At 66.3% G+C, this 13,271-nt stretch carries 11 protein-coding genes; 9 read left to right on the plus strand and 2 right to left on the minus strand.

Annotated elements, in window-relative coordinates; all coding sequences use genetic code 11:
• Positions 1-347: 347 nt before the first annotated feature.
• From K8O92_13905 to K8O92_13930, 6 genes are all read left to right on the plus strand, one after another.
• Positions 348-1,718 (plus strand): tetratricopeptide repeat protein, encoded by a 1,371-nt coding sequence (locus tag K8O92_13905; GenBank protein ID UAK34825.1) that lies wholly within the window; start codon positions 348-350, stop codon positions 1,716-1,718.
• Between the two features lie 321 nt (positions 1,719-2,039).
• On the plus strand, positions 2,040-2,639 hold the full coding sequence (locus K8O92_13910) for a DUF6508 domain-containing protein (protein ID UAK34826.1): 600 nt from the start codon (positions 2,040-2,042) through the stop codon (positions 2,637-2,639).
• 230 nt (positions 2,640-2,869) lie between these two features.
• Positions 2,870-4,429 (plus strand): FAD-dependent monooxygenase, encoded by a 1,560-nt coding sequence (locus K8O92_13915; GenBank protein ID UAK34827.1) that lies wholly within the window; start codon positions 2,870-2,872, stop codon positions 4,427-4,429.
• 434 nt (positions 4,430-4,863) lie between these two features.
• On the plus strand, positions 4,864-5,223 hold the full coding sequence (locus K8O92_13920) for a hypothetical protein (protein UAK34828.1): 360 nt from the start codon (positions 4,864-4,866) through the stop codon (positions 5,221-5,223).
• Between the two features lie 955 nt (positions 5,224-6,178).
• A complete protein-coding gene (locus K8O92_13925; GenBank protein UAK35686.1) occupies positions 6,179-6,628 on the plus strand; it encodes a transglycosylase SLT domain-containing protein in 450 nt (149 codons plus the stop codon).
• 210 nt (positions 6,629-6,838) lie between these two features.
• Entirely contained in the window at positions 6,839-8,488 is a 1,650-nt protein-coding gene (locus K8O92_13930) for a hypothetical protein (GenBank protein ID UAK34829.1), read from the plus strand.
• Between the two features lie 163 nt (positions 8,489-8,651).
• Here the strand turns inward: K8O92_13930 and K8O92_13935 are convergent, their stop codons facing one another.
• Complete coding sequence (locus K8O92_13935; GenBank protein ID UAK34830.1) at positions 8,652-8,990, minus strand: VOC family protein; 339 nt, start codon at positions 8,988-8,990, stop codon at positions 8,652-8,654.
• A gap of 13 nt (positions 8,991-9,003) precedes the next feature.
• Complete coding sequence (locus K8O92_13940; protein UAK34831.1) at positions 9,004-9,165, minus strand: ribbon-helix-helix protein, CopG family; 162 nt, start codon at positions 9,163-9,165, stop codon at positions 9,004-9,006.
• Positions 9,166-9,250: 85 nt separating this feature from the next.
• Between K8O92_13940 and K8O92_13945 the strand changes: the two genes are divergently transcribed.
• From K8O92_13945 to K8O92_13955, 3 genes are all read left to right on the plus strand, one after another.
• Positions 9,251-10,645: an ATP-binding protein gene (locus K8O92_13945; GenBank protein ID UAK34832.1), complete on the plus strand. Its 1,395-nt coding sequence runs from the start codon at positions 9,251-9,253 to the stop codon at positions 10,643-10,645.
• 25 nt (positions 10,646-10,670) lie between these two features.
• A complete protein-coding gene (locus K8O92_13950) occupies positions 10,671-12,620 on the plus strand; it encodes a VWA domain-containing protein (protein ID UAK34833.1) in 1,950 nt (649 codons plus the stop codon).
• Positions 12,621-12,730: 110 nt separating this feature from the next.
• Positions 12,731-13,042, plus strand: coding sequence for a hypothetical protein (locus K8O92_13955; GenBank protein UAK35687.1), 312 nt, complete (start codon positions 12,731-12,733; stop codon positions 13,040-13,042).
• The last annotated feature ends 229 nt before the right edge of the window (positions 13,043-13,271 follow it).

Consider the following 13,271-nt stretch of genomic DNA (forward strand, 5'->3'; position numbering starts at 1 on the left):
CGCATACCAGTTGCGCCCAAGTAACTCGAGGGCTTCCTCGGGAGAGCGAACTCGATCCCGTACAGTCCGTGCCAAGACTGTCTCGGCGGGACCGGACACCTCCGGCATGAGCTCGCTGCCGCGCTGCGCATGATCGGCAACCAACCGGTGCGGCCCGAGCGGCCCGGGGGCAGACTAGAGTACGGTCATCCGCTGGCGTGTTCTGGCCTGGCGGCGCGACTCTCGGATGTGTGGTATTGATTGCATCAGCGGCCGGACACGTTTGTGTCCGCCGGGTTCGCGAGCTGATTTCATGACTGTATCGCAACATTGGTGGAGGTCGGATTGATGCGGTCGATAGAGGTTTGATGGACGGCGACCTCGACGAAAACGTTATTTTCGTGGCGATGCCCGGCACTATTCGCGGTGAAAACGCCAAATGGAAAAATGTCGGTCAAATCAAGAAACACTTGTACGAGCGGGTTGCCCGGAAGGTCAGCGAGGTGACCGAAGTCGAGTACAGGTTGCGAATCGAGGTGGATGAGGACCAACCGGGCAACATTCACCAGTCGATGTTCGGAGCCGCTTTGCGCGCACCGGTGTACATCGCCGACCTGACCGGGCTGAACGCGAACGTCTATCTCGAGCTGGGTGTCCGGTGGGCGGTCAGAGACAGCGTGACGATTTTGACCTGCCAGAGTCTCGAGGACGACCTCGCATTCAATGTCAGTCCGAGCAAGGCCGTGAAGTACAGCAACGATCCTGAAGAGTTGGAGACCGCCGCCAAGCGGATCGCGGACATGATCATCAAAGGGCTCCGCCAGCCGGAATACGTGGACAGTTTGGTGCGTCAAAACGCCGAGCTGATAACCATGGACCGCCGCGAAGTCGAAGAACTCCGCGCGGAGAACACACGATTGTCCCAACAACGCGGCGACGACCTCGTCGCTGCCGCCCGTAATGCAAGACACAACGAGCGGATCGAATTGCTGCGCCAAGCTGTCGCAGTCAACCCCGCCAACCTGCAGGCGTACTTCCTGATGGGCGAGTCGGCGTTCTCCGCGAGCGATTACGACGAGGCCATCCGCCACTTCACCGAAGTAACGCGACTCGATCCCTCCTTCGCCCCGGCGTGGCGGCAACTCGGTGTCGCGCAGAGCAGACAAGGGGCACTCGATCTCGCGATCGATTCGATACGTCAGGCGGTCGTCCTCGACCGCAACGACGCCGAAACATACTCGATCCTCGGGGGGATCTTCCGTCGGAAGGCGCGCAGGCACTACGAGACCACCCGACAGTACGACGCCGCTACGCTCCAGCAAGCGCGGGATGCGTACGCCAAGGCGGGCGGGGTCGATAAAAACAATACCTATCCTCTGATGAATGTCGCTCGACTCGATCTCCAACTCGCTGGGACCGACGAGAGCAAGCTGGAGGAAGCGCTCGCCCAATTCGACGGACTGGGCCACTTAGCACGATATAGCGCACAATCGGAAGGCGATAAGGACGCGTGGAAATGGTTCGACCTCGCGGACGCCATGGCGTTTACCGGACAGACCGAAGAAGCATTGGCAGCGGCGCGCAAAGGTTTCCAGAAGTTCGAACAACCGCACCGAGCATCGGTCGGAGCGGCTGCGGCGGACCCTCTCCAAGACATCTTGAACTCCACGCCACTACCCACGGCCATCGGGTCGGCTGTTCGTGCACTGATATCCGCGTACCGTGCAGCGACGCCGTAGTAATTCGCACTATAGCCCGGCTTGCCGTGGCGCCGTCGCGGGCAATCAGCTTCAGACCAAGTTTCGGAGACTGACCGGCATGGAGTATCCGCCGTTTTCACATCGGAATCGCAGCGCGTCCCGCCCGGAGTGGCTGGACCGTTGATGCCCAGGGTTGGCCGTCGGATGCCGCCTGCGCGTAGCGCGCCCGTCGGCCCGGGCTGCCTACTAGGCCGGAGCTTATCCGGCTGGCAGGGCTTCGACGGCGGCTGGCCAACGGACACAGAGCGTTCGTAATCCCTGTGGCAGAGTATCTTCCACGCGAACCGAAAGAAGAGAGCCGTGGCCGGATGGTGGAAAAGGTTGTTCGGCAGGAGCTCCGAGTACATTTCTCCCGGATACACCGAGGAGGAGATGGCCCGGATAAAAGCTCAGTTCGAGGAATTCAACCGCAAGGTGCGGCAGGCGGAGGACGAATTGCGCGCCAACCCTTACCAACCCGACCCGAGCGAGAATCCCGCTATCGAATCCGCCCTCCGCGCCGCACGGCCGGAAGCATGGCAGCGACTATGGTCCGCAGTCGACGAAGTTCTCAGGGAGGACCCGCAGTCACAGGCGAGTTGGCGGTTCGAGAATTCCGACGGCTCCCTGTCGATGCCCCACGTCGACTACAGCGACGCGATCCAACTTATGACCCAGGCTGTCTGTGAAGTCGACGCGATAGTCGGCTTCCCATGGATGAAATGGGACTTCAGGAGTGTCTACCCCGGTGGTCGGGGCCTGGATACCGCACCGGTCGCCGATGCCGCCCGCGTGCTCACCGCCGTGGTCCGTGGCGAGCGCTTCAGCGATGGCACAATCCTGGCGGCACTCGGCGACGGCACCCTGCCATCCGCTCTCCAACGGCTGCGGACGTGGTACGAGCAGCAAGAGAATCATTGATCCCCAATTGGCGGAGCGGAGACCGGTTGTCGCCATGGTCTCGTTCCGCGCGAATCAGGCGTCCACCGAGAAGTAGGGCAGAGGATGGAGCGCGTTATGCCGCTGTATCCGCGGGCCGGTGGAATCTTTCCGTTCTCAACATATAGCGCACCGGGGGGCTTGCTGCAAGGCCCGGGTCATGCCGCAGAATCATCGGCCGAAGCTAGAACCTGCAGAAATTGGAGTAGCGAGTGACGGATACCGATGTGATCATCGTGGGCGCCGGACCGACCGGTCTGATGCTGGCGGGTGAACTGTGCCTTGCCGGAGTGCGGCCGCTGGTGCTGGAGCGGCATCCGCAGCCCCGTGACACTCCGAAGGCCAGCGGTCTCGGTGGGCGGATCCTGCACTTGCTGCGCTACCGGGGCCTTCTGGACCGATTTGAGGCGGCCAGCAGCGACCCGCACCTGGCTCCCCGCTTTCCGTTCGGCAATATTTATCTGGACTTCACACATCTGGCAGATCCCCCGATGCGGGCGTTGCCGATCCCGCAGCTGGAAATCGAGCGACTGCTGGAAGAACGCGCACGCGAACTCGGCGCCGAGATCCGTCGCGGACACGAGGTGGTCGGGGTGCGCCAGGACGACGCCACGGTGACCGCGGACGTGCGCGGGCCGGACGGAACCCACCAGGTGACCGCCCGGTACCTGGTGGGCTGCGACGGCGGGCGCAGCCGGATCCGTGACATGGCGGGAATCGAGTTCCCCGGCGCCACATATCCAGAGGTCAACAGGCTGGCCCAGGTCGCCGTGCATGATTCGGTGACTGTGCTCGACAACGGCGATATCGACGTCCCCGGGCTGGGCACGATCCATGCGGGTTTCACGCGGACAGACCGCGGTGTGTTCGCGTTCGCGGTCAGCTCCGGGGTTCTGTTCCTCCAAACCACCGAAGACGAGTCCACCGAATACGACGACGACGAGCCGCTGACTCCGACCGAGCTCGGAGACAGCATTCGCCGCGTGCTCGGCGCGGATCTGCCCTTGGGAGAACCGACTCGGCTGACCCGCTACACCTTCAAGGATCGGCAGGCGCAGCGATACCGCGACGGGCGGATCCTGCTGGCCGGCGATGCGGCCCATCTGTTCCCCGCCACAGGCACGGCGCTCAATGTCGGCATGCTCGACACGGTCAACCTCGCTTGGAAGCTGGGCGCCGACATCCACGGCTGGGCGCCGGCCGGTCTGCTGGACACCTATCACGACGAACGCTACTTCGCCGGTGCACGGGCGCGGCTCCAGACCCGAGCTCAGGTGGCACTGCGGCGCGGACACGACCCGGCGGCCGAAGCGCTTCGGCAAGTCTTCCAGGAGTTGCTCGTCGACGAGCCGGCCTTGCGTCGTATGGGCGCCCTCGTCGGCCACACCGACATTCGATATCCGATGCCGGGTTCCCACCACCACGCCTTGGCCGGCACGTTCGCACCCGACCTCACGTTACACACCGACCAGGGCTTCACCAGTGTCGCGGAACTCATGCAGACCGCACGGCCCGTCCTGCTCGACCTCACCGACCGTCAAGACCTCCGCGAGATCGCCCGAGACTGGCGGCATCGGATAGACATCCACACCGCCAAAGCCGACAACAGAACAGCCGATGCCCTGCTGATCCGTCCCGACGGCCACGTCGCCTGGGCCGCCACCGTCGACGAACCCGCCGACACCGCCGCGCTCGCGCTGCGAGAAGCGCTCTCCTCCTGGTTCGGCGCACCCATGAATTCGACAGAGCCGATCATCGATCGGCCATCCTGAGCGGACAGCCGCCAAGAGAACACACCGCTCGACGCTGTCACTGACGAACAACCCGTGATGCCGACGGTGCGGGCCGGTAGTTTCGCCGCGCCCGCACCGTTCGGTCACGTGACTCGAGGTGTCGGCATCGGCGATGGCGAACCTGAGTTATGTGGGCTACTTCGGATCATGCACTCGTTCAGCGAGATCCGCGAGGGGATCCGCATCGCAGCCCGCGTGGCGTCGAGCCGGTCAGCCGGGCTGTGGAGGGGAACGTGTTCGGCGTCGGCGGGAAGGGATGCCTGTTCGGCCGGTGCGGAAGCGAGCAGTTCGAAGGGCCGTAAGCGAAGGCTCGCCCGGCGAACTCGCTTGCTGATTCGCTATGAGCGGTACACGGGGAAGAGTGCGTCGGCTCGGATTGACCTCAACTGGCCTTGATGTTCGAGGATCGAGGGATGAGCATTCTGTTTCACAACACCATGCGGATCACCGAAGGTCACCTCGAACAGTTCGAGGCGGCTGTGCAGCGGGCGGTGGCATTCGTCGAGGAACATGGCCCGCAGCTGATGGTGCAGGTCTTTCTCGACGAAGAACGCGGCGTGGCCCACAGCTTCCAGCTCTATCGCGACTCCGAAGCCGTGCTCGCGCACTGGAAGATGTCCGATCCCTACATCAAGGACGTCATGGCGCACTGCGAGGTGCAGTCGTTCGAGACCTACGGTGAGATGTCCGACGAGGTGCTCGCCGGCCTGCGTTCCGGCCCGGCCGGCGAGGCGACGGTACGGCCACTGCTCACGGGTTTCACCCGGTTCTGACCTTCGTCGTTCAGGTCGCGCAACGTTCGGCTACGAACCTCTATCTGTGCAGTAGCGCGTTGTGTTCGCCGAGCCAGGACTGCCACCGAACCCCGGGCAACCGTCGATGCACCGCATCGATGAAACACTTCGCCCCGGAATGTCGCGCGCCGCAGAGTGATGTCGAGGGGGATGAACCTCTCGCAGCGCAAGGCCGCTATCTACTCCCATGGGCGGGAAAAGTCCATCCCCTGCTGCGCGATACTCGTGAGTGTCCGAAGTGGCAGGCCGCGCGGGGCCTCATGAGGTTGATCAGGCGTGAGGTGATGATGCCGGTGTTCGCAGAGCCGACCGGGAGCGGCGTTCCCGAGGTCCAGGTGCCTCGATGAGCCCGGAACGCTGGGTGGTGAAGCTCGACCCACCCACTGGCGTGCGCCCCTGGTTCATCGAGTTCCTCGCGGCGGCGCGGGAGGCAATTCAGACTTCCGCGGATCTGCTGGCGACGGGTACGCCTTCGCAGGCCCCGGATATGCTGAAGTTGTTGCGCGATGAGAAGCTCATCATCGGTGACGAGGACAACTCGGCCTTGGCCAAGGGCTACGCCGAACGCGCACGCGAGTTCAGCGACCTCAAAGAGGAAATTCATAAGCAGGACGCCAACGTCGACCTGTCCGCCTACGGCGCATACGACATCTCGAGCGGCACTTTCGTGGCGGTCAAGCAACACGTCAAAGCTTTGCAGGATGCGCTCAGAGATATCACTGGCCCGAGTCCTGGCAAGGAGTTCATCGACCTCGACCTCGAGTTCAGGCTGGCGAACACCGTGCTGCGGACGATCGACAAGGTGCACGACGAGATCGAGAAGGCCAACGACCGCGTGCAGGCTCACGCGAACGACATCAAAGGTTCCGTGCCGACACACACCCCGGCCTACACTCCGGCGTCAGCGCCCCGTAACTACGTGCCGAGCAACTACATGCAGCGCAGTTATACGCCGGATTCGAGCTTCGTGCCCGCCGCGACGGCCGCCGACTACTCCCGCTACCAGGGCAACGTCTCGGTCGACGCCGCCATCGAGGGTGCGCTCGACGCGCTGGGTATCACCGATCCAGTGGCCCGCGAGTACTGGAAGCAGGGTTACCGGGTCCTGATCCAACGGGAATCGGGCAATGACCCCAACGCGGTCAACAACTGGGACAGCAACGCCGCAGCGGGAAGAGCGTCCAGGGGGCTTACGCAGACCATCCCCAGCACCTTCCAGGCCTACCACGTGGCCGGAACGTCCAACAACATCCACGATCCGGTGGCCAATGTGGCCGCCAGCATGAACTACGTCATGGAACGGTACGGCGTCTCCCGAGACGGTCACGACCTCCAAGAGAAGGTCCAGCAAACGAACCCGCGCGCTGCCGCGAAGGGCTACTGAGCCGAGTTCCGTCCCGGCGTCGACCGGCGCTGCCGGGCGGCCGACCCCGACCGCCGCGATTGCTCGTCGGGTCGAACGACTTTCGATAACGAGTTATCTTGTCGGTCTCCGGTCCAGGCGATCGACCGGTTTCTCGGAAGAGGTCGACGGCCGAGGAAGCTCTGGCGCGCTGCGTCTGGAACACTCGATCGTCGGAAAGGTTCTTTGCTGATGTTCCGTCGTTTCACGACCCAGGCGTCCCCCGGGGCGCCGCCGGTGGATGACCTGGTGGCAGGCGCGCTGCCGGACCGGGTGCAGATCGCGCACGAACGGTTGGCCCACCAGGACGACCCGGCACTACTGGAAGCACTGTCGGAGCGTGAGCTCGCCGCCTCCCGCGAGTTGGCCGAGCTCGTGCGTGACTACGAACGCCACGAGAAGCGGGCGCGTATCCAGGCGGCCGCCGATGCCGCGGAGCGGGTGCGGCGCACGGCCGCCGAGTTGGCCGAGCGCGAGGCTGCCGACCTGTTACGGGCCGCGCAGGCGATCGGTGAGCAGCGGCACAGCAGCAGTCCGCACGCGAAAGTGGCTCGCCTGCACCAGCGCAAGCCGCGGGTGCTGGGGCTGCTGGCCGGGGTGGTCGCGTTCTCGATGCTGTTCTCCGCGGTCACGGTGCAGCAGAACATCGCGCCGACCGGCGGCGCGAGCAATCCCATGTTCTGGCTGTCCTATGGCTTGGAAGCGCTGATCAGCGCGGTACTCGTCGCGTTGATGCTGTCCACCGGGGATACCGCCGAGTGGGGGGTGATCGATCGGTTGTGGCAGGTCTACACCGTCGAGGGCGTCTTGCTGACGGCGAGCATCGCGCTGAACACGTTCCCCTACTTCAGGACAGGCGACCTGGCCGGGATCGGTATCCACGCGATCGCACCGATCATGATCGGCGTCGCGCTCGTCACCCACCGGCTCGTCGCCGAGCGATACGGGCGGGCGATCGAGCAAGCGACCGCCGCCGTGCCCGACCATGAAGATCTCCAGGAACGACTTGCGGCGCTCACTCAGGTCGGAGGGGCCGGGAACCAGATCCTGCCGAGCATCCTCATGGAGCCGCCTGCGACCGCTCGCCGGGCCGGGGAGCCTTCCAGCGCCGAACAAGCTCCGGAGGCCGCGGCTGTGGCCGGGCAGCACCCCGGCGCAGATCCGCAACAGGACCGGACCACCGCGGTCGAAGCGGGACAGCCATCCGCCGATGAAGCCCGAGCAGCTGCGACCACCGCTGTGCCCGCGCCCGAACTCACCGAGCTGTGGCTGGCCACCACACCGTTTCCGGCGGTCGAGCGGTCTGCCGCCGGTTCCGGGTCCGGTGCGCACCCGCCCGCCGAGTCCAGCCCGGACGAGGCGGTTCTCGACGCGCGGTTGGCGGCGGCGGTGCGCCAGACGCTCGACCGCATCCGCTTCAGCAGGCAGCCGGAGCCGGCCGAGCGGCCGGTGGAGCATCCGACCGCTGCAGCGACCGAGCCGAGTGCCTCTGAAATCGCGGAGACGGCCGACGAGCACGGTGCACGACATGAGTCTTCCGAAGCCCACTCCGAGTCGATTGCCCGTGACGTGGCGCAGGAGGTCACCGTGCCCGGCGCCGACTCCGAGCATGTCGTGCGCTCGGAGACCGTTGCGCCGAACGGCCGTGCGCTGGAGCCGATCGGCGCGGGCGTGGCTCAGCACTACGCCCCCAGCGGGGACGACAACGGTCGTCCGGCGCGGATGGAGCAGGTAACGCCGGTCGTGGCCGTGGACAAGGCGCCGATTGTGGAGGAAGCTGCCGCAACAGCGGCCGCCACAGCACCGCGCGTGGTCAACGAACGGCAGCTCACCACCCGTTAGCCCGCACGCCGCAGCGATACCCGTCTGACTTTCGAAGGCGGTCGGCGACAGCGCTGCTCCGCGGGTTGGCGCTGCATGGTCGGGGTGGTTCTGCATGCGAGACGACTACCCATGCGGAGGCTTGTCCGCTGTGGTGGTCTCTCGTGACCGGCGCCGAGCGATCTCAGCCCTGAGCCTGCAAACTCCACTCGCGCCCGTCGGGATCCCGCACCGTCATTTCCTTTGTCCCGTAATGGGTTGCCTCGAACGGTGCGACCACTTCGATGTCGCTGTTCGGCTGGAACGTGTCGGCGTCGGTGACGGTGAGTACGAGTTGTGTCCGGGGGCTCTGATAATTCGGCACTTCGGCGATGAAAACGTAAGGTCCGTCCCCGTTGCGGAACAGGCCGGAGTTGTGGTCGGTGGTGAACTCCGGCTCGTAGCCGAGGGCTTGGAAGAATCTCGCCGTCTTGCCCCAGTTGTGCGTCTCCACGTGCACGCCTTCGATGCCCGTCGTCGTCATCAACGCCTCTCCTTCAGTCCTGATCGTTGTCTTGGGCGTCGTCCAGGTAGGCGCGCAACGCGTCCGCGACCAGTGCCGACAGGGACGTGCCCGACTCGATGGCGCGGAACTTCACCTGCTTGATCAGCCCGACCGGCAAGTACACGTTGAACTGCTTCACTTCCTCGTCGCCCACTCGTCGATGCTAGCATGCTAGTAAGCTAGCGTGCGCGGCACTTTTGCGGTCGACCCGGCGGCGGAATGGCCGTAGCGTCGAATTCGTGAAAGTTCCCGCACACCTGCCCACGACCGCGGGCGAGCTTCGTTCGGCCGGGCACCTGCCGCGTGGCGTGAAAACCGAGATCCGCGAGAACCTGCTGGCGCTGCTGAGTTCCGGCGGCGACCCGTGGCCCGGCATCGTCGGGTTCGACCGGACGGTCGTGCCGCAGCTGGAGCGCGCGCTGCTGGCGGGGCACGATGTCGTGCTGCTCGGTGAGCGCGGCCAGGGCAAGACCCGTCTGCTGCGTTCGCTGGTCGGTCTGCTCGACGAGTGGACGCCCGTGATCGCGGGCGCCGAACTGGGCGAACATCCGCTCGACCCGATCAGCCCGGCCGGTCGTCGGCTGGCCGCCGAACTGGGCGACGACCTGCCCGTCGCGTGGCGCCATCGCTCGGAGCGGTACGCGGAGAAGCTGGCCACGCCCGACACCTCCGTCGGTGACCTGATCGGTGACGTCGACCCGGTCAAGGTGGCCGAGGGCCGCAGCCTCGGCGACCCGGAGACCATCCACTTCGGGCTCGTCCCTCGCGCGCACCGCGGCATCGTGGCGATCAACGAACTGCCCGATCTCGCCGAACGCATCCAGGTCGCGCTGCTGAACGTGATGGAGGAACGCGATATCCAGGTCCGCGGCTACACCCTGCGGCTGCCGCTGGACGTATTGCTCGTCGCCACCGCGAATCCGGAGGATTACACCAACCGCGGCCGGATCATCACCCCGCTGAAGGACCGGTTCGGCGCGGAGATCCGCACGCATTACCCGCTCAGCGTGGCGGCCGAGGTGGCTCTGGTCCGCCAGGAGGCCGGGCTGGTTGCCGAGGTGGGCGATCCGCTGATCGAGGTGCTCGCTCGCTTCGTGCGGCAATTGCGCGAGTCGTCCGCGATCGACCAGCGGTCGGGGGTGTCGGCGCGGTTCGCCGTCGCCGCGGCCGAAACCGTGGCGGCGGCGGCGTTGCGCAGATCCGCGGTGACCGGCGAGAGTCCCGCCGTGGCCCGTCCCGTCGACCTCGAATCCGTCCCGGCGGTGTTGCGTGGCAAGCTGGAGTTCGAGTCCGGCGAGGAGGGCCGGGAGCAGGAACATCTCACCCACCTGCTGCGCCGCTCGTTCTCCGAGACCGCGGGGGCGTTACTCGGTGGTCTGAACCTGCGTCCGCTGGCCGAGGCGGTCGGTGACGGCCATCTGGTGACCACCGGCGAACGCGTGCCGGGCGAGCAGGTGCTGTCGGCGCTGCCCGAACTGCCCGTCCTGCACGAAGTCGCCGCACGGCTCGGTGTCGACGCCGCCGATCCGCCGTCCCGGATCGCTTCGGCCGTCGAGTTCGCTTTGGAGGCGCTCTACCTGGCGCGTCAGATCGCGAAAGACTCCGACGACGGTGTGGCGGTGTACGGCCGATGACCGCGGTGGCTTCCGGCGGGGCGTCGTGACCGCTTCCGATCGCTACTCCTACGGGCCCTATCACGACGGACCCGATCCTTTGGCGCCCCCGCTGGACCTGCGAGAGGCGCTGGACCGGATCGGTCGCGACGTGATGGAGGGAAGTTCGCCGCGCAATGCTCTGCAAGAGTTGCTGCGGCGCGGCACCCGCACCATGCCGGGGCTGGAGGAGCTGACGCGCCGGCTGTGGCAGCGCCGTGCGGAGATCTCCCGGAGTCACCGGCTGGATGGTACTTTGCAACAGGTCCGGGAACTGCTGGAAGAGGCGCTGGACGCCGAGCGCCGCGTCCTGTTCCCCGACCCCTCCGACGACGCCAGGTTCGCCGAGGCGCAGTTGGACGCACTGCCGTCGAGCACGGCCGCCGCCGTCACCGAACTCGCCGAGTACGACTGGCGATCCGCGACCGGCCGCGAGAACTACCAGAAGATCCGCGACCTGCTCGGCCGAGAGCTGCTCGAATCGCGCTTCGAGGGCATGAAACAGGCCTTGCAGAACACGACGCCCCAGGACGTCGAGCGGGTCAGGCGGATGATGTCCGACCTGAACGACCTGCTCGCCGCCCACGCGCGGGGCGAGGACACCCAGAAGCGATTCGCCGAGTTCATGGCCGAGCACGGCGAATTCTTCCCGGAGAACCCACGCGACACCGAGGAATTGATCGACGCGCTCGCGGCCCGCGCCGCCGCCGCGCAACGGATGATGAACTCGATGTCCGAGCAGCAGCGCGCGGAATTGTCCGAGCTGATCGGCCAGGCGTTCGGCGACCCGGGCATCGCCCAGCAGGTCGCCGCGTTGGACGCGCATCTGCGGGCGCTGCGCCCGGGCGAGGACTGGACTTCCGGGCGGCGTTTCCGCGGCGAGGACCCGCTCGGTCTCGGCGCGGGCGCGCAAGCCCTACAGGACCTCGCCGAACTCGACGCGCTCGCCGAGCAACTCGGCCAGTCCTACGCCGGTGCCCGGCTGGAGGACATCGACTTGGACGCGCTGGCTCGCCACCTCGGGGCGGATGCGAGCGTGGACGCGGCCCGGCTGGCCGAGCTGGAACGCGAATTGCGCGAGCAAGGCATCTTCGAGCGGGCGCAGGACGGCTCACTGCGATTGACGCCCAAGGCTTTGCGGCGGCTCGGTGAGGTGGCGTTGCGTGATGTCGTCGGGCAGTTGCGGTCTCGGCGCGGTGAGCGCGACACGGCCCTGGCCGGTGCGGCAGGTGAGCCGACCGGTGGCTCCCGGGCTTGGCGCTTCGGTGACACCGAGCCGTGGGACGTGTCGCGGACCGTGCGCAATGCCGTGCTGCGGTCGGCGTCCACGGGCAGCCGCCGGGTAACGCTGGATGTTTCCGATGTCGAGATCATGGAGACCGAGCGGCGGTCCAGGGCCGCCGTGGCGCTGTGCGTCGACACGTCCTGGTCGATGGTGCAGGACGGCAGATGGGTGCCGATGAAGCGCACCGCCCTCGCGCTGCACCACTTGATCGGCACCCGCTTCCGTTCCGACGCGCTGAGCGTGATCACCTTCGGCAGGCACGCCACGACCGTCGACATCGGCGAACTCACCGCGCTGGAAGGCGTCTGGGAGCAGGGCACCAATCTGCACCACGCGCTGCTGCTGGCCGCGGCGCACCTGCGCAGGCACCCGGACGCGGTGCCCGTCGTGCTGGTCGTCACCGACGGCGAACCGACCGCCCATCTGGAACCGGACGGTGAGGCGTACTTCAACTGGCCCCCGGAGCCGCGCACGCTGGCCGTGACGATGGCCCAGGTCGACGCATTGGCCAAACTCGGCGCGTCGGTGACGGTATTCATGCTCGGCGACGATCCGCGACTGGGCGCGTTCGTCGACTTGGTGGCCCGCCGCAGCGGCGGACGCGTGGTGGCTCCGGACCTCGACGGTCTCGGCGCCGCCGTGGTGAGCGACTATCTGCGGGGCCGGCGCTGACGGTTCGGCTGATCCTCGAGGGGAATGGCCTGTGCGGGAAAGGCTCCGGACAGCGAGGTCGTTGGCTCTACACTGAGCGCGTGGCTTTTCGTCGGGTCGTCGCAGTGTCCATGTTCGCCTTGCTGGCTTCGCTCGGCGCTGCCGCCTGCACGGCGGAAGGCCCCGGTACGAAGACCGATTGCACCGTCACGGGATGCACGGTGACGTTCGACCGGGGTGTGGACGCGAAAGCCAGCATCCTCGGCATCGAAACGAGACTCGTTGCTGTGAACGGGAATCTGGTCACTCTCTCGGTGGGTGGCCAGGAGGTCACGGTCCCGGCCGGGGAAACCCAATCCGCCGACGGGCGCACCATCACCGTGCAGGAAGTGACCGGCGACAAGGTCGTGGTCAAGATCGCCACGGGCCTCACCGCGAACTGACCTTTCGTCCTACGGCGCCGCGGCCGAGTCGGCGTCGACCCGGACCGGGCGGGTCTTCTGATTGCTGCGTGGTGACTGTCGGGCGGACCGTCCGGCCTTGCCCAGCGAGCAGCGCACCGCGCGAGAACTTGTACTCGGTGCGGCGCATGTTCGTGCGTGAACCTGCGCAGTCGTGTCGCGAAAGTGGCACCGGAGCATTCGAGCGGCCGTAGCGAGGACTTATTGTGGT

The organism is Nocardia asteroides (assembly GCA_019930625.1).
In the GTDB taxonomy this organism is placed as follows: domain Bacteria; phylum Actinomycetota; class Actinomycetes; order Mycobacteriales; family Mycobacteriaceae; genus Nocardia; species Nocardia sputi.

Bases quoted from the DNA above. Each gene is read 5' to 3' on its own strand.
- K8O92_13905 (UAK34825.1), top strand. From the start codon at position 348: ATGGACGGCGACCTCGACGAAAACGTTATTTTCGTGGCGATGCCCGGC.
- K8O92_13930 (UAK34829.1), top strand. From the start codon at position 6,839: ATGTTCCGTCGTTTCACGACCCAGGCGTCCCCCGGGGCGCCGCCGGTG.
- K8O92_13955 (UAK35687.1), top strand. From the start codon at position 12,731: ATGTTCGCCTTGCTGGCTTCGCTCGGCGCTGCCGCCTGCACGGCGGAA.
- K8O92_13935 (UAK34830.1), bottom strand. From the start codon at position 8,990: ATGACGACGACGGGCATCGAAGGCGTGCACGTGGAGACGCACAACTGG.
- K8O92_13925 (UAK35686.1), top strand. From the start codon at position 6,179: ATGCAGCGCAGTTATACGCCGGATTCGAGCTTCGTGCCCGCCGCGACG.
- K8O92_13920 (UAK34828.1), top strand. From the start codon at position 4,864: ATGAGCATTCTGTTTCACAACACCATGCGGATCACCGAAGGTCACCTC.